Below are 22,219 nucleotides of genomic sequence, written 5' to 3' on the forward strand. Positions count from 1 at the left end.
GCTGACCTGCACTATCCGGAAATGATCTTGACTGGAGGGCACAACGCGGGCACACCGCCGAGGACTGCCTCGATGGCCGCCCGCGTCGTGTCCTCGTCGTCGGGCCACAGGTGGGTGTAGATGTCGAGCGTGATCGACGGCTTCGAGTGACCGAGTCGCCGCTGCACCGTCTTCACGCTCTCGCGGTTCTTGATCAACGCCGAGGCGTAGAAGTGGCGTAGGTCGTGCATGCTCGCGCCGTCCGGCACACGGACCTGCGCGGGCTCCTCGCCCTTCGGCCGGCCCCGCTGCACCCACACCGCGTACGCCTCGGCGTAGGCCTTGCCGAGCGCCTCGTTGGCCCGCTCTTCCATCCGCGACCAGACCCACGTCCAACCGGCCCGCTTGAGCGCCTCGTTGCGGTCGTTGCTGAACAGCATGTGCGCCTTCCGCCGCCTCGGCTTCCGGGGGTCCGTCCGGTCCTCGATGTCGACCACGGCGGCCGGGTACTGCTGGAGGTGCGCGGCGAGGGCATCGACCGCGAGGCCGACCAGGGGCACCGTGCGGTAGCTCTCGTGCGTCTTGGGCTCGCCGAGGTACGGCTCGGGCGTCGCGCTCTCGTCGGCGTCCGCGTCCTTGTCCGGGGTGATGAGCTGCTGGCGCACCGTCACCTCGCGGCGCAGGAAGTCGATGCAGTCGACTTCCAGGCCGAAGACCTCCCCCTGTCGCAGTCCGGACGCCACGGCGAGCAGGACCATGGCGCGGAACCGCGGCGGTGCCGCCTCGATCAGCGCGTGCACCGCGCTCTCGTGCAGGGGCACGATCTCGGCTCGACGCACCTCGGGAAGCTTGGTGCCGGCACACGGGTTCACGGCGATGGTCCGGTCCCGTACGGCGGTGTGCATGATCGTGACGAGGTAGGCGTAGGTGACGCGCAGCGTGGACGGGGCGAGGACCTGTGACCGGTCCTTGACCCAGGCCTGCACCTCCGAGGGGCGGATGGTGACGATCGGCCGGTCTCCGAACGTGGGGTAGATGTGCAGACGTAGGGCCCGCTCGACACGTGAGGCCGTACCGCCGCGGTGGACCGCGTTCGTGCGCCAGCGTTCGGCGACAGCCCGGAAGCTCTCCTTGCCGGCCGCGGGGTCGACGTACAACCCGCGGGCGAGGTCGGCCTCGATGGTGGCGGCGCGGGTATCGGCCTGGCTGCGCTTGGTGAAGTTCTCCTTCTGCTGCTCCCCCGCCGCGTCGCGCCAACGGACCTGCCAGCGCTTCCCCTTGCCGTGGTCAGCAGACGGCACGAGGGTGCGCGTCTTGCTGCTGTGCTCGGTGCACGGTTCGGCGCCCTTCGCTGGACGCGACAGGTGCCACCGGTCGTAAACGCTAGCCATCCCCCCCGACCTCCTTGTCCACAGCTTCCGCACGCTCGTCGTTCTGCAAGATCTCTTGGACTCGTTTCGCCGTCACGGTGTTCTGCCCCAGTGCGTCGGCGATGACCTGTGCCAAGCGCGCACGGGACTCGATCTGCTCTCGTACCAGGGGAGACACCGCACTTGGATCACTTTCAGCCTTACGGCGCTGTGCGTCCTCAACCAGCTCGGACAGGGTGATGTCGAGGAGCTGGAGGGTCTGGATGGCCCCAGACAGCATCGGCACCAAGTGGTGAAGGCCATCGAGGTTCATGCGCGTCAGCACATCGTCTGGCGCCTCTGGGGCCACGATGTCCGCCAGCTTGCGGGCCGGAATGAAGCCATTCGGTAGCTCGATCATTCCGCCGCGCTGCCCCAGGGGCGGCGTCATGAGGTCTGGCACTTCCGCTTCAAGCACCAACGCGAATGCCACGAGTTCCGCGGCCGTGAAGGCGCGTTTCCCCTTCTCCGCCGAGTGCACAGCTTGTCGGCTCCATGGCCGCTCAAGGTGCCGGCCTAGGGCCTCGCCTAGTTCCGCCTGAGACAGGCCGACGGCCGCCCGCTTCTCGGCGATCTGTAGGCCGATGACCTCTTCCAGTCTCACTGACACTCCCTTTCGTCATTCCTGACGATGACACATGCCGACAAGGTAAGGCAAGCATTGACAGCAGCGAGGGGGAACTGTCATCGTGGACGTTGTCAGTCATCCTCAGAGAGGACACGGAGGGCCAGTCATGCCCCGCGCCGACTCGCCGACCTCGGCGTCCGCGCCGCGCCGCCCGCTCGCCAAGCCGCACGAGATCGCCGAGTACTGCGGCGTGCCTGTCGGCACCGTTTACCAGTGGAGCTCCCGCGGGGGTGGTCCGAAGCTCATCAAGGTCGGACGCCACCTCCGGGCCCGCTGGGACGACATCGAGAAGTGGCTCGACGCCCAGACCATCGCCGCATGAAAGCGGCCCCCAGCAGGACGGCAATCCAGCTGAGGGCCAGAAGCACCAGCCATCCATCCCTGAACAGCACGACGGCGGCGCGGGCCGTGAACCCAGTGCGCCGCCGTCGAAAGGAGCTTCTCGTGAAGCGTACGACCTTGAGTCGACAGATCGCCAGCAGCGCCGCGATCGACGCGGCGACGCTCGACGACCCTCACCCGCTCAGCACCGACACCGCCCGCGAGCACAACGACGACTCGGCGCGCGCCGAGTTCCTCGGGCAGGGCGAGGAGCGCGGGCAGCAGCTCGCCGACGGCACATACGACGACACCACCCGCTGCGTCTACGACGGCAGTCCCGCCGTGGCGGCCCGTACCGGCCAGAGCGGTAACCGCTACGGCGTGTGCGGCCCCTGCTCCAAGTCCTCCGCGCACCTCACCGCGATCTGCTTCCGCATCGAACTCGCAAAGCAGATCAAGGCCGGTCTCGACGCGTACAACCGCGAGGCCGGCGAGAACGACCGGCGGTCGCCGCGCGTCCGGAACATCGACATCTACGACGCCGCGCAGTTGGCCCTTGAGGACGTCATGGTCACCGAGACGCAGCAGGCGCTGCGGGAGGACGGCCACGCCGAGGGCATCAACGAGGCCGTGAACCGGTACGGCGCCCGCATGGGGCGGTTGCTCGGCGGTGGCCTGGACGAACTGTTCACGGCATGTGTCGCTGCGGCCCGTGCCGAGGGGCGCAATCCGAAGCAGGCTGTAGCGGAGCTGTCCGGGATGCTCTCCACCTACGCGGGCCGTGCGGCCTCGGATGCGCTGAAGGGCCGCAGGTGAGCAGCCCCAGCCAGCAGGACAGCCCCCGACCGCTCGTGGGTCGGGGGCCCGCCCTGAAGGCCGTACCCGATAACGCCACCGCGGGACAGATGACGCACCTCCGGGCCTGCGCACAGGCCACCGCCCTGCTCGGCAGCGACGACACGTGGCCGACCTACGGCACGCTCCCGTGGCTCCAGCTGAACCCGCAGGACCCGCGGGTCTACGTCGCCACCCTCGAAGCCGCCGAGCTGCACCGCATGGCCGAGGAACGGCGCTACGACGACGCACGCGAGCAGGCCATCGCAACCAGACAGGCCGCGGCTGACGCGCGAGTTGCCCGTAAGGGAGCAGCTCGTATTCGGCCGCCGCACACGCTCACCGCTACGCCCGGTTGGCCACCGATCCAGATCCCCGGCCGCCCCGGCGAGTACCTGACCTACCAGGGGAATGAGTGACCATGCACGACGCGCCTCCGCCACCGCCGCACGTGCGCGACCCGTACGCGTACGGCGCGGGTGCGGAGGCCAGCGGCCCCGTTCTCGGCCCGTTCGCGGACGATGGACAGTGGCCGCAGGACGAACCGCCGCAGGACGAGGCGCCGCCCGAGCCTGCGCCTCGCGGCCTCATCCTGCGGCCCGCGTCCAGCATCAAGATCCGGCCCGTTCGCTGGCTGTGGGACACCACTCCGGAGGGTGCCCCGCCCACCTCGCACGGCCGCATCCCGCTGTACTCGCTCGCCATCGCGGCCGGTGGCCCGGGTCTCGGGAAGTCGCAGTTCGCGGTGTGGATGACTGCCCGGATCACCCGGGGCGAGCTCCCCGGCGAGTTGTTCGGCAAGCCCCGCCCCGTCATCTACGCGGCGGCCGAGGACTCTTGGGCATTCACGATCGCGCCGAGGCTCATCGCGGCCGGCGCGGACATGGACCTCGTGTTCCACGTGTCCGTACGCGATGACGAACGGCCGCACGCCCGACTGACATTGCCCGTGGACACCTCGCTTCTGGCGAAGGAAGCCGAGCGCTACAGCGTGGCTCTGCTGGTCATGGACCCGCTGCTGTCGTACATCGACAAGGGAGTGAACGACTACCGGGCCGCCGAGGTGCGCCAGGCACTCGAACCCCTCGTGGAGGCGGCGGACCGGCACCGGTTCACCATCCTCGGCCTCGCCCACTTCACCAAGTCGGGCACTGCTGACCCGCTCGCCCGTGTCGCCGGATCGGGCGCCTTCGGCCAGCTCATCCGGAGCCTGATCGCTTTCGCCAAGGAGGACGGTGAGCGCGATGAGCCGGATCGGTTCGTCATGTCGCTGGAGAAGAACAACCTCGGTCGGCTGGGGCTCCCCTCGTACGAGTACGCGATTCAGCCCGTGTCCGTCGAGACGGAGGAAGGCCCCTCGTACGTCTCGCGGTTCGTCCTCGGAGAGGAGACAACGACCAGCGTGCGCGAAGTGATGCGCGACGAGGGCCAGCCGGAGGCCAACCGAGGCGAGACGAACGAGACCGTCGAGTGGCTCCGCGCGTACCTCACAGACGAGGGTGGCGCGGACCTGGCTGCCGACATCAAGGCAGCTGCCCGGAAGGACGGCATCAGCGAGTCGAGCCTTCAGCGAGCGCGTCGGAAGCTCAACGTCACCATGCGGCACTCCGGATTCGGGAGGAATCGGCGCTCCGAGTGGAGCCTGCCCGGCGCCCTGCCTGAGGACGGAGCCGAGTGATGCACGCCCGTCCCCCTATCCCCATGGAACACATGGCACCCATGGCAGACATGGGGCTGACCTGCGGCGATTCCGATCGAGTCAGGTGACACACATGGCACGCATGGTGACAGAAATGAGGCCGCATTTCTGCCATGTCTGTCACGCCTGTCACCCATGCCTGTCATCAAAAAACAGCAGGTCAGCCCCATGTTTGCCATGTATGTCACTCATCCCCCTTTACGTACAGGAGGCGGACCGTGTGCATCATCGCGGCGACCGGATACGTCGCCGTCTTCAGCGGCATCACCCCAGACGGTCGCACCACCTATCACTGCCGGCCGCTCATCTGCTGGGCGCCCGGTCCCGACGGCCTCGTGGTTGGCCAGTACGTCGGGGCTCATGGACGCGTTGCGCTCGCCCCGAACGTCCCCAACTTCTCCCGGTACATGACGGAAGAGGAGTGGGCGGATTTCCACGCCAGCCAGGTCGAAGAGTCCCCCAACCCTGTGGAGCCCACCCCATGACCGAGTCCACGTCCCACGTCGAGCAGCAGGTACAGGCCCGCATCGCCGCCGCCCGTATCAAGGTCCAAGCCTCCAGGGAACGCAGCGAGAGCCTGCGTGAGGCCCGCCGCCGCGGCCTCGGCCGACGGCACGCACAGAAGCTCTTCAACCTCGCCGAGGCCGAACGCAAGCAGCAGGACCAGGCTGCCGAGCAGCCGGGCCCGGACGCCCCGTGAGAACGGTCGACGAAGCCGCCGAACTCGCCCGGCAACGCCAACGCCTCGCCCCGGTAGGAAGCCGCGACCGGAAGGCCGCGGGCGTCGCCGCCGTCCTCCTCGACGGGGCGCGCACACACGCCGGCGCCCGCCGCCTCCTCGACCAACACCGCCTCCCCGCCGAGCTGCGAGACACCGTCCTCGCCCTCCTCGACGACCTGGCCACACCACCCCCCGAACCCGACACACCGCCCGACACACCATGAGCCTCGGCCTCGCGCGCGCACGCGAGCGTTGGTCCTGGGGGCGTTGGTCCCCCCAACCCCCTGGGGCGTTGGTAGCCGGGAGTTGGCCTCCGGTGCGGGTCGTTGGTTCCTGTCCCTTCCTCGCCCTGGAGTCCTGATGTCTGACGCCCCTGATGTGGAGCAAGAGAGGGCTGCTCGGGTGGCCGGGCGAGGGATGCCGGTGGGGTCTGGTGTGGGGCCGGGGTGGGCGTTCCTGTTCCAGAAGGACGGGTCGGTGGTGATCCCTGCGTCGATCGCGCCGGAGGTGCTGCGGGTGCTGGTTCGGGATCTGACGGAGCGGGTGCGCGCCGATGGGGGCGAGGTGTCGCCGGCCGCTCGGGGGCTTCTTCACGCGTTGCATGAGGCTGCGTCTCAACGGCCTTCCGAGTCAGCCGCTTTCGAGTTCGAAACCCCTGTTGACCTGGGTGTCACTGTGCAAGAGGTGACCGCGAAGCAGGCGGCGGAGCTCCTCGGATGTTCGCCCCAGCACGCGCGGGATCTTGCCCGGAAAGGCCGTGTGGCTGCTCGCCGCGCTGGCTGGGTCTGGCTCATTGATCGTGCGTCGCTGGACGCCTTCCGTACGGGGGGCTCCGCGTAGGAGGGGTGACCTGTGGCTGACGACATCAACCTTCCCAACCTGGTCAGCCATCTCAACGTCAACCTGGCGGGGTTGCAGGGGACGATTGCGGATGCTGCCCGGCAGGGTTCTAGCGTCGGTTCGGCGCTTGGCGGGGGGATCCAGAACGAGTTGCGCGGGCTCCTCGCGCACCTGCCGGACATCCCGATCGACGCGAACTCCGACCAGGTAGACCGCGACCTGGCCCGGGTACGCGCGCAGCTGGACGAGCTGTCGAACCAGCGCATCGGCGTGGACGTCTCGATCGACCAGGCGCTGCGGCAGATCAACGAGCTCACCCCGCACCTCCAACGCCTCAGCGACACCCACCCGGACATCAACGTCCAGGTGTCTGCCCGCGGTACGGCCCGGCAGCTCGACGAGATCCTCGCCGCCGCGCGCCGTGTCGACGCGGTGGACCCCGAGATCAACGTGCGGGTCGACGAGAACCGACCGAACCGGTTCCTCGGTCTCCTCAGCCGCATGGGCTCAGCAGGCAGGAGCGCGGGCCTGTCGATCGCTGCAGGGTTCGGGAAGGCGTCGGCGGCAATCGGCGCCGCTGTGCCGCTCGCGGGCGGCCTGGTGGCCACGCTGGCGAACATCGCCCCGGCCGCTGCCGTCGGCGTATCCGGCATGGCCGCATTGCAGCTGGCGACGGGCACGGTGAAGCTCGCGGCCGTCGGCATGGACGATGCGCTGTCGGCGGCGCTGGACCCGGAGAAGGCGGCCGACTTCGAGAAGGCGCTGGGCAAGCTGTCGCCGGAGGCCGCGAAGTTCGCGACCGCCGTCCACGACGCGGCCCCGGCTCTGCGGGACTTGCAGCAGGACGTGCAGAACGAGGTGTTCCGGGGCCTCGCCGACAACCTGGAGCGCACCGCGAAGAGTGTGCTGCCGGTGCTGCGGACGAACGTCCTCAGCACGGCGACCGCGCTCCACGACATGGGCGCCGGCGTGCTGGACGCGGCCCGGGGTCTCGGCGAGTCCGGCACGCTGGGCAAGGCGCTGGGCTCGGCGTCGAAGGGTCTTCAGAACCTGTCCGGTGTGCCGGGCGTGGTGGTCACGGCGCTGGGGCAGGTTGCTGCGGCGGCCGGGCCGAGCTTCGAGAAGCTGACTGCGGCGGCGGCCAGCGGAGCGGCCACGATCGGGGAGAAGCTCGGCAAGGCATTCGAGTCCGGGCGGATGCAGCAGGCCATTGAGACGGCGATCGGCCTGATCGGGGATCTCGTCGATGTCGGGGCGAACGTCGGCTCGATTCTCGGCTCGATCTTCTCGGCGGCGCAGACCTCTGGTGGCGGGCTGATTGGCACCCTTCAGAAGATCACCGGATCTCTCGCGGACGCGTTCGCTTCACCTGCGGTGCAGGGCGGGCTGTCGGCCCTGTTCTCCACCATGTCGATGCTGGCGTCTACGGTGGCGCCGCTCCTCGGGCAGGCGCTCGGGGTGATCGGGCCGGTGCTGGAGGCGCTCGGGCCGCCGGTGCAGACTCTCATCGCCGCCCTCGGGGACGCCCTGTCCCCGATCATCGCTGCCCTCGGTCCCGTCCTCGTGCAGGCCGCGGACGCGGTCGGCGCGCTGGTCGTCGCCGCGTCCCCGCTGCTGCCCGTGGTCGGTCAGCTCGCGGCAAGCCTCCTACCTGCGCTGACTCCCCTCCTGGAGGCCGCACAGGTCACCTTCGAGGCACTCGCCCCCGTCGTCGCTCAGGTCGCCGGGATCTTGCAGGAGACCCTCGCCCCGATCCTGGCCCAACTGCCCGCGCTGGTGCAGCCGCTGGCCGATCTGATGGCGACGCAGCTCGTCACGATCTTCCAGCTCCTCGGCGAGACCCTCGTCCAGGTCGGCCCGAGCATGGTTCAGCTGGGGGTGGCGGCCGGCCAGCTCCTCGTCGCCGCGACCCCGCTGATCGAGATCTTCGCGCAGCTGACCGCGCAGATGCTTCAGCAGCTTGTTCCGGCGCTGGTTCCCGTGATCGGGTTCGTCGGCGACCTTGCCGCGGTGCTCTCCGGGAGCCTCGCTGCGACGATCACCGGTGTCGTCATCCCCGCCGTGCAGGTCATCGGTGACCTGATGCGTGGTGACTTCTCCTCGGCGACGAACACGGCGAAGGCGGCCGTGCAGTCCATGGCCGACAGGGTCACGGGGCTGTTGAGTGATCTGGTGGGGCGGGCGCGGTCGGCGCTGTCGTCGTTGGGTTCGGCGCTGGTCGGGCGGATGAACGAGGCAGGGGCGTCCCTACGGGCGGCGGCAAGCCAGAAGATCTCGGAAGCGCGGGCGCAGATTGCCCGGCTGCCGGGTGAGGCGCGGGCCGCCCTCGGGAACCTCAGCAGCTACCTCGCCGGGGCGGGCGCGCAGCTCATCCAGGGCATGATCAACGGTGTGCGTTCGATGGCGGGGAGCCTGGCCGCCTCGGCGCGCAGCGTGGTCAGTGGCGCGGTCGACGCGGCGAAGAGCGTCCTCGGGATTCACTCGCCGTCGAAGGTGTTCCACGGCATCGGCGTCAACACGATCCAGGGGTTCATCAAGGGCATCGACGGCACCACGGCACAGCTGCGGTCGAAGCTTGCGGCGATCATGAAGGAGCTGCCGGCCAACACGAGGTCCGGTGTCGGGAAGACCCTGAAGAAGGCCACCGCGGAGCTGGAGAAGCTGGTCACGCAGCACGACTCCGTGGTGAAGAAGCTGGCGACGGCGCAGAAGAAGCTCGACGACCTGGTCAAGGCCAGGGCGAAGGCAGCGAGCGACATTACGTCGGGGATCCTCTCCGAGGCTGACATCACCACCGGCCATGCGGACGTGAACTCCGTGTCGGCGATCACGGTCGGGTTGCAGCAGGCGCTGAAGGCGACGAAGGCCTTCCAGACCAACATCGCCGCGCTGAAGAAGTCCGGCCTCCGCTCCGACCTGTTGCAAGAGATCGCGGACAAGGGTGTCGCGGCGGGTGGTGCGACGGCGGCGGCGTTGGCGAAGGCAACTCCGGCCGAGCTGAAGAAGATCAACGACCTTCAGTCGCAGCTCGCCAAGTCCGCGACCGCGACCGGCAACACGGTCGGCGACGCCCTGTACTCGGCAGGCATCCGCGCCGCGCAGGGCCTCGTCGCCGGGCTGAAGTCCCAGGAGAAGGCGATCGAGAAGACCATGGAGAAGATCGCCAAGGGGATGCTGACCACGACAAAGAAGGTCCACAAGACGAAGAGCCCGAGCCGGGCGTTCCACGAGGTCGGTGTGATGGACGGCGAGGGTCTCAGGCTGGGCTTCCAGTCGATGGCCGCGAAGATCCGCGACACCTTCCGCTCCGTGGCCGGAGGCGCCCTCGACATCGCCTCTGGGGTGAGCAGCGCCCTGTCGGTGACGCCGTCCGCCGGCCAGTTGGCGGCCGTGTACGCGGGCGGGGCGGGCGATACGTACAACTACAACACGTTCAACCAGTACGGGGCCGAGGCGACGCCTGAGGGCATGCTGCGGGCTCTGTCCTGGCAAGGGCTCGTCGGAAGGAAGTGACCATGGAAGCCGAACCGATCTGCGCGCTCCTGCAATTCCAGACAACCGAGGAGGCGCCGGACGGGGAATGGCGGCTCTTCCTGGGGCTCGCCAACGAGACTGTGTTCCCGATCAACATCACGTGGAGCTTCTCGCGGATGCCGTCGCTGATGGAGCGGTACGACGCCTTGCGGTACCTCGGCTATGCAGTCTTCGACGGCGGCCCGGAAGCGTGGAAGTGGCAGGAGGGGGCGTTGGCGGACGGCTCGCCAGGCCTCTTGGGGGTCACCGACATCCGCCCGCTGACGGCTGCGGAGGAGCAGGCGCAGCCAGTGGGGACGACGTCGCAGCGCTGAAGCTGGGCTGCCCCACAGGCGGTGTGCTTGTGGGGCAGCAGGGAGGGGCACGGCTCCGTCATCTGGACGGGCGAGCACCTCGCGCAGGAGCTCGGCCGTGCCCTCCCGTAGGGGGCCGCCCCGCCTACCCCGTAGGACGGAGAGACGGGGCGGTGGCGCCGGCGGCGGAGACGCGTACACCGCGGCGCCGTCGTACGGCGGCCGACCATGCGGGGGAGCAAAGGCGGCCGCCACTCCTCAGATGCGGGTACCGATCGCGATCCGGTCGTTGCCCGCAAGGCGCAGGATGGCGCGCTGCATGATGAGTAGGCGCCGCTCGTCGAGGCGCTCGACGGCCGAGAGCGGCACGCTGCCGATGCCGACCATCGAGAGCACCAAGCCGAGGAAGACACGCTGTTCGTCGTCGAGGCCGAGCGTGTAGACGCGGCCCATGAGCCGATCCCACACGGCCGTCATGCGGCCGTCCTGCTTGACGACGAGAGCGGCCCGAACGGTGGGGTGAGCGAGGAGGGTCTCCTCCTCGGCGAGGGCCTGCACAGCGGCGCGGTCACGGCTGTTGCTCGCGGACTGCACCAGCAGCTCGCCGAGTTGCGGCGTGTCCTCGTCCGCGTCGGGCGCCCTGGTCGTGGTCGTCATCATGCCTCCGTAGAGGGTCGGTACCCGCCGGGGCCGAGCGCGGCGGCGAGTACGGCGGGATCGGTGAGCTGGCCTGAGCCGTCTGGGCGGTGCAGCCAGAAGCGTCCGCATGCCTGCCACCCGGTGGGCGGGCAGTGCAGCGGGGTACCGGCCGGGCAAACGGCGACGGCCCGCACGTCGGCGAGTTCGTCGGCGGCATCGGCCGGTACGAGCCACCAGGCCCTGTCGAGCAGGGGATCGGCGAGCAGGGGGCCGCGGTGCTCGTCACGGATGCGGCTGAGTGCCTGCATGCCGACGACGAGGAGGCATTCCGCGGCGAGCCAGTGAGGGCCGGAGGGGATCGGGGCGAGAGCGTCTATGTCCCACGCCTGACGCACGAGGTCCGGGTGCGCGGAGCAGTCGGCGAGCCACGCGTCCCCGGCCTCGTGCAGCTCGGCGAGCCGTGTCGGTAAGGCCATGTCCAGCACGCTGGCAGGGCGGTTGCGCGGCTGTGCGCCGATTGCGCGCGATTGCGCGGGCAGGCGAGGGGGTTGCTGCGGGTTGCTTACGCCAGCTTCTGGACGGCGGCGGTGGCGCGTCCGATCAGCCTGTGCGCGACCTCGTCGTACACCGCCGACTCGGCGAGCCAGTCCCACGCCTTCTCGTACAAGGCAATCGAATCCTCGTCGTCCAGCCACATCTCTGTGCTGAGGGTCTCGACGATGACAAGGCGCCGGTCGTAGATCCAAAAACCGTGCGAGGGTGAGCGACGCAGCTCGGCTGCGAACGGGATGATGCCGAGCTCAACCGTGTCCAGCCCGATCATTGAGCGGAGACGGTCCAACTGCGCGGCCATCGCCTCACGGGGCGCGTTCAGTGCGTACAGCGCGCCCTCCCACAGCAGCACCCGGAACCGGCGCTCCGGCTCGTACAGGGCCTGTTGTCGCCGCATGCGGGCGCGTACGGCGTCCTCGATGTCGGTGCTGGGCACGTCGCGGAAGGCGGCGTTGGCGGTGAAGACGGCACGCGCGTACTCGGGGGTCTGGAGGATGCCTGGGATGCGCACCACCTCGACGGCCCGCAACAGGGTTGTCTGCTCTGTCTCGACTACGCCCTGTTCCTGGCGTGCGCGGTGGCCCGTGGCGTACTGCCGGCGCAATGACCGATAGCGGGTCTCCAGCCCGGTCAGTCGCCCGACTAACTCGGCGACTACGTCGGGACGGGCGACGGCATCGGCCCACTGCTGGAGATCCTCGCGGCTCGGGGTCTGCTTGCCGTTCTCCAGGCGGGAGACCTTCGAACGCTGCCAGCCGAGCCGATCGGCAAAGTCCTTCCCGTTCAGGCCTGTCTCGGTGCGCAGCTCCCGCATGCGGGCACCGAGAGAGACCCGGCCGGACTGGTAGTCGGTGGTCACACGGTGGAACGTACCCGCTCGGCGAACTCGGCGGCAGGTACAGCGTGGTGCCATGCGGCGTCGCGGGCCTGGCAGGCGGCGAGCACCTCGGCGGGGTCCTCGGAGACGATGACGCCCATGGTGGTGTCCTGCTCGTCGAACACGAACCGGAGCAGGGTGCGGGAGTCGATGAGCCAGAAGTCGAAGTCGGGCAGGCCGAGGCGCTCGGCGTCCGTGCGCCACAGGTAGCGGATCTCGTCGCCGACAGCGACGTTGCTCGGCGCACGGTTGAGGAGGAACAGCTGTCCCTCGGTGAGGGGCCGGTCGACCAGGCGGACCCGGCCGAACGTCTTGCCCTGCGCGGTCTGCTCGGCGACGTTGCGCCGCCACGCGTCCGGCTCATCGTGGGCGACGTCCCCGCCGGCCTTCCAGCGGGCCCACGGCTCACTGGCTCGATCGGTGGCGTAGCCGCGGCGGGTCTCCAGCCGCCATGCGGTGTGCTTGAAGTCGGAGAAGACATGCGCCACGTCGCGGAACGGGATCACCTGGGACGGCTCATTGCGGGGCGCGAAGCGTGTCAGCAGCTCGCGGGGGACCCGTACGAAGGTCTCGGACTCCTTCACGTCCCGCAGCTGCGCCAGGTGCTCGGGGTCGGTCTCGCGGTCGCCCTGCACGAGGATTTCGGCGGTGCCCTCGATCTCGTACAGGGTGGGGCAGTCGCCGCCGTCGCTGGTTGTGCCGAGGAACCGGAGCGTCATCTCGCCCTCCATGTGCGCTGGTTGGGTAACCAGGATGCGGGGCTCACCCCGAGGGCGCGTGACGATTGCAGCAGATTGCGCCCTCGGCCATACGCGGCGGGATTGCGCGCACACGGTCGTACGCGGCCCGCTGAGGCTCGTTCACGCCGCTGCGGCAGGAAGGGTCTGGCGGTACTGGTAAACGGCCACAGGCGGCGCGCTGAGCGTGATGGACCGAAGACCGTAGACGGCGAGTACTGCCGGGTCGTGGTCCGGCCTGATCGTGAGAGTCCAGTCGAGGGACTCGGAGATCGGCCAGTGCTCGGTCTGTCCGTCGAAGGCGCCGCCGAGGAAGTGAACGGTGATCGTACGCATGGGCTCCCAATCTCTTGAGGCCCCGCGCCTACATCAAGCCTAGGGGATGCGCTGACACTCGTTCCTCTGCCGCTTCGCAGACCGCGGAGTTGGCACTGCACCCCTGGCATGACGAAGGCCCCGCCGGTGGACGGGGCCTCGAGGTGTCGGTGGCGCCTACTGCTGCACGGTGCCGTCCAGCGCCTTGGCGACCTTCGGGGCGAGTTGCTTGCTGTTGTCGCGGGCCCCGTCCCCGCTGGTGGGCAGGCTGACTGCCCAGGTGTCGCCGGTGACCGCTACACCGCCGAAGCTCTTGGAGAGCGGGATCCACGCGGCGAGGGCCTCGGGGTTGGGGAACATGTTAATGCCCGCGGTACCCGCTGCCTTGCTGGCCTGGTCGGTGACGGTGAAGTTGTAGGAGGTGCCGCCGACCTCGCTGATGTAGTTCTTCTCGGTCTCCTTCTCCGGCTTGGAGACGGTGAGGCCCGCGGCGCTCAGTGCGTCGGCGATGTCCTGCGCGCTGGCGTAGTGGCCGGCCTTCGCGGGGCTGGTGCTGGCCGAGGGGCTGGAGGCCGGTGTGCTGGCGGTGCTGGTCTTCGCGGCGGCCTGGTCGCTGTTGTCCCCGCTGCTGCACGCGGTGAGCGTGAGGGCGAGGGCGGCGGTGAGGCAGGCGATGGCGGCGCGAGTGCGCATGGTTACCCCCCAAGATCGTGCGTTCCGAGGGGGCATCATGCCCGGCGGTGGGTGCGGGCGCGGACGGTGTGTCCGTCTTGTGACACTGAGTGTGCGCCGCCGAGCTCAATGACGAGGTTTTCGAGCGGCGCTGTTCTGTCACTCTGAGGCGGCCTCTGCGGGCTCTCCCGGACGGCGCATGCGGGGCATGCCAGTCTGCGAGGTTCTGATGTTCCAGCTCGCACGGAACAAGTCGCTCTGCAACTCTTCCATCTCCTTCGCCATGCTCTCCATGTCCTCGATGGTGATCGGTGTGACGGAGTGGCCGATCGTCTTGCGGGCCGGCCTCATCGCTTCGAGACCGTTGCCGTTCTCGGCCTGCATGAACAGCGAGTGGACCACGGTGTTGCGCTTGTCCTTCAGCGCCTTCGCCCGGGCCAAGCAGTCCTTGACGTCGGCCAGGTCGGCGGGATCGTGGTGGTCGTAGCACTTCAGAGCCAACTCGCAGAGCTCGATCAGTCGGGCGGTGCCCTCGGCGTTGGCGTGCATGAGCAGTGTCGGTTCGAAGGCAAGGCTGCCGAGCAGGCCGAGGAGCGCGCGGTCCAGGTGGGCGCCGGCGACGGTCACCCGGCCGACGGCCTCAAGGAAGGGATTCCGCTCACGGGGGGCAGCTGCGTTGCTCATGGCGGGCATGCTACGGCTGCTGATCAGGGCAACGCCGACGATTTTGGACGGGCGACCACCGCTCCCTCTGGGGTCCGTCGCCGAAGTGCCGCTGTCGGTGCCGTACGCCACTCTGGCCTCATGGCCTCCGTGATGCCCGTGGTCGTGTACCCGCCCGACGAGGACGGCGCGCGCCGGGTGCGCGTAGACGGGGAGATCCTCGGCCGGGCGTACGGGCTCCGGGACATCGCCGAGTTCCTGCGCCGCGCGGGGATTGAGGATGTCGATGAGGCGTATGTCGAGGCGTCCGGGCTGATCGAGTGGCGAGGCGGCGGCCCGGAGGTATGGGTCCACTGACGCGCTGCACCGGACTCACCGATCAGGAGAGCTCGTCTTGTTGGTGCCACTCCTGGCACTTAGCCAGGTCGAAGCGGCGGCCACGGGCGCTGAATGGCTCCACGGGCATTCCGGCCTTGATCCACTGGAGGACGGTGAAGTCGGAGACGCCGTAGTACGTCTCCAACTGCTGCTGGGTGAGAAGTGGCAGGAGGCCGACAGGGAGGGGCACTCGGCGGTCGCTCTTCTTCGGCACGTCGTTGCCCCGAATCCACTTGGCGTAGCGATACACCGGGATCTCTGCCCTTTAGGCATCAGCCATGTTCCACCTGATCGCGGGGTTTCCCCAGGCGGACGGCCCCAGAACGTGGTCGCAGACACGACGATGCCCCGTCTCCGGACGTCGTCGGACGGGGTGACGGGGCGCCTGGCCAGCGTCGTCAGCTCTTCGGCGGCGTCGCGATCGTGGTGCCGTGGTAGACGAGGGCGTAGGCCTTGGCCAGCTCGTTCAACATGCCGACGCGATTGACCTGGTGCTCACGCTGGTCGATGTTCTCGACCTCGGTCCTGATCGCGTCGAGGAGTACGTCTCGGGTCTCCTTGCGCTTGTCCGACTGGTTGTCGACGGTACTGCTCATGGTGCTCCTTGGTCTGGCCGCGCTGGTGGTGCAGATGTGGACGCTTGGGGCAGCGCATGCGGTTCCCGTTTCCAGCTCAGCGAGCGCCTGCCTCGTGCGTGCGCTGCCACGCGTTGTGCGCGCGTCGACCGAGTCGCAGCCGGAGCTTGCTCCCGCGGCAGCGCGGGCACGTCCGCACCTTCCGGAACCGCTCGAGCTCGCCCGCGCCACGGCATCGACGGCACTTCCCAAACGGCCGCACCATGCACAACACTGCGTAGCCGCCGAGCCAGACGACGACGACCGCCATCGCAACCCACATGGGTGCTCTCTCCCTCGAATCCTGGGTGTGTTCCGGTTCCCGGGGGCCCCTGCTGCTAGGCGCTAGGTAACAGGTCAGGGGCATGTTCTGGTGCTAGCGGAGGTGCTAGGCCAAGCACTTGCTGGTGCGAGGCCTAGCACCCGTCCGGGTCCTACGCCGCGGCCCGGTCCGCGTCACGGCGCGTGATGGCGGCGGCCACGTCGGCGCGCTTGATGCCGCGCTTCGTGGTGCCCCTGCCGTCCTCCGTGGTGCCCCACACGTCCGTCGTCGCGATGCCCCACGGCTTCAGAGCCGGGGCGACGCTGGCCGTGGTCCACTCGCCGTAGACGTCCGGCCAGGACTCGGCCAGGCGGGCGGCGATCCGCTCGCACCACAGCTGCTCCTCGTCGGCGCGGAACACCTTGGCGACGTCGCCGAGGACGTTCATGCCGCGCGACTCGGAGGGGCCTTCACCGACCGCGTGGCCGGTGATGTTCCCGTACGCCTCGCGCAGCTGCCGGGCCCGGCCCACGACCTGCTCGGCGGCCGGCCCGTCGACGAACGCCGAGGCGACGATCAGGGGGTCGTCGCCCTCGCCGGACATCCAGCAGATACCGCGGTCGGAGCGGCTGAACATGGTGGCGCGGATGCCGGCCTTGTAGGCGCCGGTACCAAGGACCATGTCGTTGGCGGTGTGGCCCATGACCTTCAGGCAGAAGCGCAGGACGGCGTTGGCGGAGATGCCGGGCGGCAGGCTCTTGGCGTCGGGGCGCTGTGTGGCGAACATGCCGACGATGCCGAGGGCGGGGCCGCGCTTGGCGATGTCCGTGCAGATGGACTCCAGTTCGGCGCCGTACTTCTCGTGCTCGAACATCACCTGGCACTCGTCGAAGCCGACCACGATCGGGTGCAGACCGAGGCTCTTGTCCGAGGCCAGGGCCGGGGTCACCTTGCTTTCGGGGCAGCGGGACTTGGGCAGGTGGCGAATCACCTTCGCCCGCCGGGTGAGTTCCTGCTTCAGCTCCCGCATGGCGTGCAGGACGTACAGGAGGTCTTCGTCTTCCTCGCCGGACCGGTAGCGGTGGCAGACCGGTTCGAGAGGGCCAAGGTCGCCGGTGCCCTTGAAGTCGAAGGCCAGGATCCAGGCACGCGGGTCGAGGGCGGCGATGAGCAGCAGCAGGCGGAGCAGGAACGTCTTCCCCATGCGCGGGATGGAGCCGACGACGACCGAAGCGAACATGAGGGTGACGAACATGTCCCGCATCCGCTGGTCGTTGCCGAACACGACCGGCTTGAAGAGGTCGACTTCACCCTCCTTCAGCAGCGGCCACTCGGGCTTGGTGGTCTCGTTCATGGGCTTGTCGCCCACCCACAGGATCAGCCGCCCCTCGTGCTCGTCGGGGTCGCCGGAGGGCCACACGCAGCCGAGCTTGCGGCGCAGGCCGGAGGCGAGGGCCTGGCGTTCCTCCATGACGTCCTCGGGGACGACGCCGTACGGCAAGTCGAGGTCGGCGCGGTAGCCAGGACCGTCGCGGGTGATCTCCGAGGTGAAGCGCATGCCGTTCATGTCGCCGCCCTTCTTCACGGCGGCGGAGATCTTCGCGTTGCCGATGGAGTCGAGGGCGCGCAGCACGATCGTGCCGGTGAGCTTCTGGAGTTCGGTGCGCATCACCGCGGGGCCGATCACCGGTGCGTCCGGCTGCTGGCCGAAGTAGCCGAGGGTCAGCACCCCGCTGGCCGCGAAGACGTACAGGAACTGCGGGGCCATGACGTACAGCCAGAGGGCGAAGCCGAGGCCGAAGGTGCAGGCGATGACGGTGACGAGGCCTCGCAGGCGGACGCGTCCGGCGCGCAGGCGGGCCAGGCGCATGTACTCCTCCACGTCCTCCTGGCGGACGGTGAAGTCTCGGAGCGGGGCGGCCTCGCGGTCCCAGATCCACCGGTTGGTGTTGGTGACCAGGCGGGCCGTGCCGCGGGGAGCCATGAGGGCGAGCTGGGTGGCGTACCAGGGGGCTCGGAGTCCGTGGTAGGCGGTGGCGTACCAGGCGTGCCCGGCGGCGCGCTCGACGGTCGCGAGCAGGTCGCGGCGGGAGCGCAGCCATGGGGCGATGATCGGGCGGCGCTTCTCGGTGGTGACGCCGGGGTCGGGCAGCTTGGGGTTGTCGACGGGAACGACCGGGGCGGGCGCCGTGTCGTCGATAGGGGCCGGGGTCTGCGGCGGCGCCTCGGGGGTCGGGGGCGCGGTGGTGGCGTGTAGCGGGTGTGTGGCGGTCTCGGTCATGCTGGGCTCTCCGGTCGTTCTGTTGGGCGGTCCGGGGCCCGGGGGCGGCCGTTGACCTGGCAGTTGCGGGCCGTCCCCGGGGTGGAGCTACTTGCCGTTCTTGCGGCGCTCGGCGTTCTTCTCGATGCGCTCGACGCGCTTCTTCAGGTCGCTGAGGTCGACGGTGTCGCCGGCCAGGCCGCGCTTCCCCATCCGGGCGACCAGGCCGACGATGCGGGCCTTCTCGCCGAGGGTGAAGTCGCTGAAGTTGAGGTCCTTGGCCATGGATCAGTCCTCCGTGGTGGTGGGCTTGGTCTCGGGGTTACTTCTGGATCAGTTCGGGCGGGCAGCCGTTGCGCATGTGGTCGACGCACGGCCCGCAGTCCTCGCGAGGGCGGAGGCGCTTGTGGATGTCGGGGTCGTAGGCGTGGGTCCAGCACTGGCGGCACTGGTTCTTCGGGCACGGCTTGCGGAGCATCTGGCCTCCTTCCGTTGCAGGTCAGCGGCGCTTGCGGCCGGTGAGCTGTGTACGGGAGGCGGGCCGGATCTTCGCGGCGGCCCACCCGGCGGCGAGGATCACACCGACCAGGGAGAGCCCGATCATCGGGAGGTTCGCGGAGACGGTGCCGATGATCCCGATCAGCGTTCCGCCGACGAGGACGACGACCGCGCACACCGCGGCGGTGCAGACGACGACCACGGCCAGGATCAGGAACGTGACGATGATCAGGCGCTGAAGCGCGGGGTCCATGCCCTGCTGTACCGGGGCTTGCACGACGACGGGCGGCGGGGGCTGCCCGATGGTGAAGTGCACCGGACGTCCGTGCTGGTCGTAGAGCACGTTCGGCGGGCGGTGGTGTGCCGCCTGCTCGACGTATCTGCGGTACGCCTCCGGCAGGTTGGGCGGGGTCGGCTCGGTCATCGGGCCCACCTCCGGGGCAGGTGCGGGCGGGCGGCCAGGCCGAGGCCGAACGCGACGAGGACGGGCTTCGACACGATCGCGGCGACGACCGAGACGACGGCGAGGAGCGAGGGGTAGGCGAGCAGGAGCCCGAGCAGGGCGCCGAGGATGAGCCAGCGCATCACGCGTATCCGCCTTCCATGGGGGTGTTGCCGGGCGTTGCGGGCGCCTCCGGCTCGGTCTTCTTCGCGGCCCGCGACAGGGCCGTACGGATGTGGTTCTCGGGGACGACCAGGCGCCGGATCCGTTCCAGGTGCTCGGCGATCTCGCGGGCGGAGGCGTCCTCGCCGAGGGCTGTTGCGGCCTCCTCGACGGCGCCCTGCACGCCGAGCGCGGGCAACTCGCTGAGCTGCGGCGCAACAGGCGCATCAGGTCGGGTCACCTCGTACTCGGGGGGCTCCTGGCCGAGGACCAGGGCGACCGCCACGGGGTCGACCGTCACGCCGTAGGTGCCGAGGATCACGGCGAGTTCGGCCGGGGGCGCATCAGGTCGCGCAACAGCCGCGAACCGGATCGCCTCGACGGGGTCCATCTGCGCGAGGTGCACCCGCAGTGCCTCCGTCGCGGACGCCGGCCGGACCTCCGTCGACTGCGAGGCAGCGGCGGCCGGGGCCGTCACGCCGTACATGTCGGCGAGGGCCGCATCGGCGCCGTCACGCACCCGGACGCGCTGCACATCGACCAGGCCCGCGCCGAGCTCGGCATCGCCGACACCGACGTACTTCGCGAGCCGCCAGTACCTGCGCACCGCGGCCTTCTTCTTCCAGCCGCCGGGGTGCTTCTCGGCGACGGCCCGGTTGAACGCCAGCTGCCGGGCAGCGTCCGCGTTGCGGCGCATCGCCTCGGCGTCCACACCGGTGCGGTAGACGACGATCGAGCGGGCGATCAGGCCGAGTCCCTCGGCGGCCCCGGACATGGCGAGCGGGGTGACCGCGTACACCGCGGCCTCGCGCACGTCCGAGGCGATGGTGATGCCGATGCAGGCGGCGGACAGCGGGGCCAGCCACATGCCGCCGCGCACCACGAACGGGGACGGCTGGCCGAGCATGGTCCGCCCGAGCATGATCAGGGCCAGGATCAGGGTGAGGCCCTCTCCGGCGGCGACGACACCGGCCGCGGTCGCCTGGCGGTGGAACTCGGCGGCGGCGTTGCTGTAGGTGCCCCACGCGCCGAAGCCGCCGACGACGACCATGGCCACGGCCGCCGCTCGGAGGACGTGGGTCTGTCCCTTGGTGAGTTCTCTGGTGCTGGTCATTCGCCCACCTCCGGGGCGGCGGCCCGCACCACACGGTGCGCGGCCAAGGTGGCGCCCTCGCGGTCGCGGCGCTCGTTCGCGTCGAGCAGCGCGGCCATGAGGGCGGGGACGGGCGGGAGGCGCCGGGGCGACCGGCACACCGCGGCGAGGGCGGCGCGCTCGGTCGGCCGGCGCACGGGTCGGGCGCTCACGGGCCCTCGATCTCTCGCAGGCGGTCGCACTCGTTGGCGAGGACGTCGAGGATGTCGAGGTGCGCCCGGGTGAGCGCGGTGAAGGAGCGGACGGTGTCCGGGTCCAGGGAGTTCGCGTTACCGCCGAACTCAACGGCGACCATGGGCTGCGGCTCGGGGCTCAGCTCGCCGTACGGGGCCTGCGTGATCCACGCGGTGAGGTAGTCGACGGGCCCGTGCCGGGTCTCGAAGCGGGCGGACACCTCCGGCCCGTTGTGCGTGATGTCGGGCACGTAGTTGGCGCCCGGGTGGTCTCCGGCGCACCAGGCCGGTTCGTCGATCTCCAGTGACTTGGAGACGAGGACGGTGACCGTGACGGTGCGGGGCTCGGTGCTCACGCGCGCTCACCCCGCTCGCGGACCTCGGCGCGGGACAGCTGACCGCCGCGGGTGCGCGGCGCGTCCGTCAACCAGGGGAACGGGCGGGTGGCGTCGGCGGCCTTGAAGACGCGGATCGCGGCCCCGTCCGGGGCGTCCGGGAGGGCGTACACGCGGCCACCGTCGAGGGACGCGAGGAGACGGGCGCCGTGGTGCTCGCAGCCGTCCACGCCCGCGTTCTGCGCGTCGAGGACGGTGACGACGACCGGTCCGTTGCAGGGGTCGGGGTCCTCGGAGTGCGCCGCCGGGCAGCGCAGCGCGAGGTTTCCCGCAGTACGGGGGCCGGGCTGCTCGCCGTCCTCGGCGTCGAGGGCGCGCAGCAGGATGCGGAGGCCTTCGGCGAGGCCGCCGTGCGCTTGGGCGTAGGCGAAGACGTCGAAGCCGCTCGCGTCGCCGTAGTGGGCGAGCATGCGCCGGCCGACGCGGATGGCGACGGCGAGGTCGCTGGGTTCGGCGGCCGGGCTGGAGGTGAGGGGCGTCCCGCCGCGGGGGGTGGTGCTCTGCATGGTCTGACTCCTGTCTCGCCCTGCTCCTGGTGGAAGCGGGACGATGGGTCTGCACCGCCCGGGGAGGCCTCCCCGCCTGCCCCGGACGGTGGTCTGTGGGGCGTGCCGGGAGTGGCTACGCGGCGGCCGTGAAGGCGACGAGGCGGGCGGCGGCGGCCTTGTACTCCGGCTTGCGGGGCCGGTAGGCCTCGACCATGCGGGCGACCTGCGCCAGGGTCCAGCGCGTCACGGTGTGGGTGCGGCGGGCGCGGCCACCGGCGACGGTGCGGCGAGTGCGGGCGGTCGCGGCGGGGGCAAGGGCCAGGCGCTTGGCGACGCTGCGCAGGCCGTTGGCGACACCGGCGGCCGTGTCCTTCGCGACGCCCGCGGCGACCGCCACGGTGGCGAGGGAGCGGGGGCGGCGGTGGCAGCTGGAGGCGAGGCGGCCGGCGGCCGTACGGCGGCGCAGCTCGGCGCGCAGCGTACGGCGGTTGGTGCGGCGCTCACGGCGGATGGAAAGATGCGTCACAGCGGGTCTCCCGGTGCAGTCGGGTTGATTCCGTCAGGCCCTCGGTCGGTGTTGGAGCACCGCCGGGGGCCGTTCTGTAGGCGGACTAGAACCTTGTCCGTCTGACATTGACAAAGTTACGGCCCGGCCGGAACCTTGTCAACATCAATGGAGCA

32 protein-coding genes are annotated in these 22,219 nt (G+C 69.9%); 11 read left to right on the forward strand and 21 right to left on the reverse strand.

Annotated features, from left to right (window positions below):
• Positions 1-11: 11 nt before the first annotated feature.
• Both ABZT02_RS07555 and ABZT02_RS07560 read right to left on the reverse strand, forming a co-directional pair.
• Positions 12-1,370, reverse strand: a complete 1,359-nt coding sequence (locus ABZT02_RS07555) for a tyrosine-type recombinase/integrase (protein ID WP_356015193.1) — start codon at positions 1,368-1,370, stop codon at positions 12-14.
• The gene (locus tag ABZT02_RS07560; RefSeq protein WP_356015195.1) at positions 1,363-1,992 is read right to left on the reverse strand and encodes a helix-turn-helix transcriptional regulator; all 630 of its coding nucleotides are present in this window, start codon (positions 1,990-1,992) and stop codon (positions 1,363-1,365) included. Before ABZT02_RS07560 ends, ABZT02_RS07555 begins: the two co-directional genes overlap by 8 nt.
• A gap of 130 nt (positions 1,993-2,122) precedes the next feature.
• On the opposite strand from ABZT02_RS07560, the gene ABZT02_RS07565 reads away from it, so the two are divergent.
• The 10 genes from ABZT02_RS07565 (at position 2,123) to ABZT02_RS07610 (ending at position 10,279) form a co-directional block, all read left to right on the forward strand.
• Entirely contained in the window at positions 2,123-2,338 is a 216-nt protein-coding gene (locus ABZT02_RS07565; RefSeq protein ID WP_356015197.1) for a helix-turn-helix domain-containing protein, read from the forward strand.
• Between the two features lie 122 nt (positions 2,339-2,460).
• A complete protein-coding gene (locus ABZT02_RS07570; RefSeq protein WP_356015199.1) occupies positions 2,461-3,153 on the forward strand; it encodes a hypothetical protein in 693 nt (230 codons plus the stop codon).
• Positions 3,150-3,590: a DUF2742 domain-containing protein gene (locus ABZT02_RS07575; RefSeq protein WP_356015201.1), complete on the forward strand. Its 441-nt coding sequence runs from the start codon at positions 3,150-3,152 to the stop codon at positions 3,588-3,590. Before ABZT02_RS07570 ends, ABZT02_RS07575 begins: the two co-directional genes overlap by 4 nt.
• A gap of 2 nt (positions 3,591-3,592) precedes the next feature.
• Positions 3,593-4,849: an AAA family ATPase gene (locus ABZT02_RS07580; protein ID WP_356015203.1), complete on the forward strand. Its 1,257-nt coding sequence runs from the start codon at positions 3,593-3,595 to the stop codon at positions 4,847-4,849.
• 239 nt (positions 4,850-5,088) lie between these two features.
• Positions 5,089-5,355 carry a DUF6253 family protein gene (locus ABZT02_RS07585; RefSeq protein ID WP_356015205.1) on the forward strand — a complete coding sequence of 89 codons (267 nt, stop codon included), beginning with the start codon at positions 5,089-5,091 and terminating at the stop codon, positions 5,353-5,355.
• Positions 5,352-5,570 (forward strand): hypothetical protein, encoded by a 219-nt coding sequence (locus ABZT02_RS07590; RefSeq protein WP_356015207.1) that lies wholly within the window; start codon positions 5,352-5,354, stop codon positions 5,568-5,570. Before ABZT02_RS07585 ends, ABZT02_RS07590 begins: the two co-directional genes overlap by 4 nt.
• A complete protein-coding gene (locus ABZT02_RS07595; RefSeq protein ID WP_356015209.1) occupies positions 5,567-5,815 on the forward strand; it encodes a hypothetical protein in 249 nt (82 codons plus the stop codon). Before ABZT02_RS07590 ends, ABZT02_RS07595 begins: the two co-directional genes overlap by 4 nt.
• Before the next feature lie 193 nt (positions 5,816-6,008).
• A complete protein-coding gene (locus ABZT02_RS07600) occupies positions 6,009-6,431 on the forward strand; it encodes a helix-turn-helix domain-containing protein (RefSeq protein WP_356015548.1) in 423 nt (140 codons plus the stop codon).
• Positions 6,432-6,443: 12 nt separating this feature from the next.
• The gene (locus ABZT02_RS07605) at positions 6,444-9,944 is read left to right on the forward strand and encodes a hypothetical protein (protein WP_356015211.1); all 3,501 of its coding nucleotides are present in this window, start codon (positions 6,444-6,446) and stop codon (positions 9,942-9,944) included.
• Between the two features lie 2 nt (positions 9,945-9,946).
• Entirely contained in the window at positions 9,947-10,279 is a 333-nt protein-coding gene (locus tag ABZT02_RS07610; protein ID WP_356015213.1) for a DUF6303 family protein, read from the forward strand.
• A 237-nt stretch (positions 10,280-10,516) separates the two neighbouring features.
• Here ABZT02_RS07610 and ABZT02_RS07615 read toward each other — a convergent pair whose 3' ends face one another.
• The 7 genes from ABZT02_RS07615 to ABZT02_RS07645 form a co-directional block, all read right to left on the reverse strand.
• Positions 10,517-10,915, reverse strand: coding sequence for a hypothetical protein (locus ABZT02_RS07615; RefSeq protein WP_356015215.1), 399 nt, complete (start codon positions 10,913-10,915; stop codon positions 10,517-10,519).
• On the reverse strand, positions 10,915-11,373 hold the full coding sequence (locus ABZT02_RS07620; protein WP_356015217.1) for a hypothetical protein: 459 nt from the start codon (positions 11,371-11,373) through the stop codon (positions 10,915-10,917). The genes ABZT02_RS07615 and ABZT02_RS07620 overlap by 1 nt, the downstream gene beginning before the upstream one ends.
• A gap of 86 nt (positions 11,374-11,459) precedes the next feature.
• Positions 11,460-12,308 carry a helix-turn-helix transcriptional regulator gene (locus ABZT02_RS07625; RefSeq protein WP_356015219.1) on the reverse strand — a complete coding sequence of 283 codons (849 nt, stop codon included), beginning with the start codon at positions 12,306-12,308 and terminating at the stop codon, positions 11,460-11,462.
• Complete coding sequence (locus ABZT02_RS07630; RefSeq protein ID WP_356015221.1) at positions 12,305-13,045, reverse strand: DUF6879 family protein; 741 nt, start codon at positions 13,043-13,045, stop codon at positions 12,305-12,307. The genes ABZT02_RS07625 and ABZT02_RS07630 overlap by 4 nt, the downstream gene beginning before the upstream one ends.
• 141 nt (positions 13,046-13,186) lie before the next feature.
• Positions 13,187-13,399, reverse strand: coding sequence for a hypothetical protein (locus tag ABZT02_RS07635; protein WP_356015223.1), 213 nt, complete (start codon positions 13,397-13,399; stop codon positions 13,187-13,189).
• A 156-nt stretch (positions 13,400-13,555) separates the two neighbouring features.
• Positions 13,556-14,071, reverse strand: a complete 516-nt coding sequence (locus ABZT02_RS07640; RefSeq protein WP_356015226.1) for a hypothetical protein — start codon at positions 14,069-14,071, stop codon at positions 13,556-13,558.
• 138 nt (positions 14,072-14,209) lie between these two features.
• On the reverse strand, positions 14,210-14,734 hold the full coding sequence (locus ABZT02_RS07645) for a hypothetical protein (protein ID WP_356015228.1): 525 nt from the start codon (positions 14,732-14,734) through the stop codon (positions 14,210-14,212).
• A gap of 120 nt (positions 14,735-14,854) precedes the next feature.
• Here ABZT02_RS07645 and ABZT02_RS07650 point away from each other — a divergent pair, with 120 nt between their 5' ends.
• On the forward strand, positions 14,855-15,070 hold the full coding sequence (locus ABZT02_RS07650; protein ID WP_356015231.1) for a hypothetical protein: 216 nt from the start codon (positions 14,855-14,857) through the stop codon (positions 15,068-15,070).
• Between the two features lie 22 nt (positions 15,071-15,092).
• Here the strand turns inward: ABZT02_RS07650 and ABZT02_RS07655 are convergent, their stop codons facing one another.
• The 12 genes from ABZT02_RS07655 to ABZT02_RS07710 all read right to left on the reverse strand — a co-directional run bounded on the left by ABZT02_RS07655 (position 15,093) and on the right by ABZT02_RS07710 (position 22,064).
• A complete protein-coding gene (locus tag ABZT02_RS07655; protein ID WP_356015233.1) occupies positions 15,093-15,341 on the reverse strand; it encodes a hypothetical protein in 249 nt (82 codons plus the stop codon).
• A 148-nt stretch (positions 15,342-15,489) separates the two neighbouring features.
• Positions 15,490-15,687, reverse strand: a complete 198-nt coding sequence (locus tag ABZT02_RS07660) for a hypothetical protein (RefSeq protein WP_356015235.1) — start codon at positions 15,685-15,687, stop codon at positions 15,490-15,492.
• A gap of 452 nt (positions 15,688-16,139) precedes the next feature.
• Positions 16,140-18,248 (reverse strand): cell division protein FtsK, encoded by a 2,109-nt coding sequence (locus tag ABZT02_RS07665; protein ID WP_356015237.1) that lies wholly within the window; start codon positions 18,246-18,248, stop codon positions 16,140-16,142.
• Positions 18,249-18,335: 87 nt separating this feature from the next.
• Positions 18,336-18,512, reverse strand: coding sequence for a DUF6257 family protein (locus ABZT02_RS07670; RefSeq protein WP_356015239.1), 177 nt, complete (start codon positions 18,510-18,512; stop codon positions 18,336-18,338).
• A gap of 37 nt (positions 18,513-18,549) precedes the next feature.
• Positions 18,550-18,705, reverse strand: coding sequence for a pRL2-8 (locus ABZT02_RS07675; RefSeq protein WP_356015241.1), 156 nt, complete (start codon positions 18,703-18,705; stop codon positions 18,550-18,552).
• A gap of 21 nt (positions 18,706-18,726) precedes the next feature.
• The gene (locus ABZT02_RS07680) at positions 18,727-19,149 is read right to left on the reverse strand and encodes a hypothetical protein (protein ID WP_356015243.1); all 423 of its coding nucleotides are present in this window, start codon (positions 19,147-19,149) and stop codon (positions 18,727-18,729) included.
• Positions 19,146-19,310, reverse strand: coding sequence for a hypothetical protein (locus ABZT02_RS07685; protein ID WP_356015245.1), 165 nt, complete (start codon positions 19,308-19,310; stop codon positions 19,146-19,148). The genes ABZT02_RS07680 and ABZT02_RS07685 overlap by 4 nt, the downstream gene beginning before the upstream one ends.
• Positions 19,310-20,443 carry a hypothetical protein gene (locus ABZT02_RS07690; RefSeq protein WP_356015247.1) on the reverse strand — a complete coding sequence of 378 codons (1,134 nt, stop codon included), beginning with the start codon at positions 20,441-20,443 and terminating at the stop codon, positions 19,310-19,312. Before ABZT02_RS07690 ends, ABZT02_RS07685 begins: the two co-directional genes overlap by 1 nt.
• A complete protein-coding gene (locus ABZT02_RS07695; RefSeq protein WP_356015249.1) occupies positions 20,440-20,634 on the reverse strand; it encodes a hypothetical protein in 195 nt (64 codons plus the stop codon). The genes ABZT02_RS07690 and ABZT02_RS07695 overlap by 4 nt, the downstream gene beginning before the upstream one ends.
• Entirely contained in the window at positions 20,631-21,011 is a 381-nt protein-coding gene (locus ABZT02_RS07700; RefSeq protein WP_356015252.1) for a hypothetical protein, read from the reverse strand. Before ABZT02_RS07700 ends, ABZT02_RS07695 begins: the two co-directional genes overlap by 4 nt.
• Entirely contained in the window at positions 21,008-21,556 is a 549-nt protein-coding gene (locus tag ABZT02_RS07705) for a hypothetical protein (protein WP_356015254.1), read from the reverse strand. Before ABZT02_RS07705 ends, ABZT02_RS07700 begins: the two co-directional genes overlap by 4 nt.
• Positions 21,557-21,671: 115 nt before the next feature.
• A complete protein-coding gene (locus ABZT02_RS07710; RefSeq protein WP_356015256.1) occupies positions 21,672-22,064 on the reverse strand; it encodes a hypothetical protein in 393 nt (130 codons plus the stop codon).
• Positions 22,065-22,219 lie beyond the last annotated feature (155 nt).

The organism is Streptomyces sp. NPDC005402 (assembly GCF_040606575.1).
Lineage (GTDB): Bacteria > Actinomycetota > Actinomycetes > Streptomycetales > Streptomycetaceae > Streptomyces.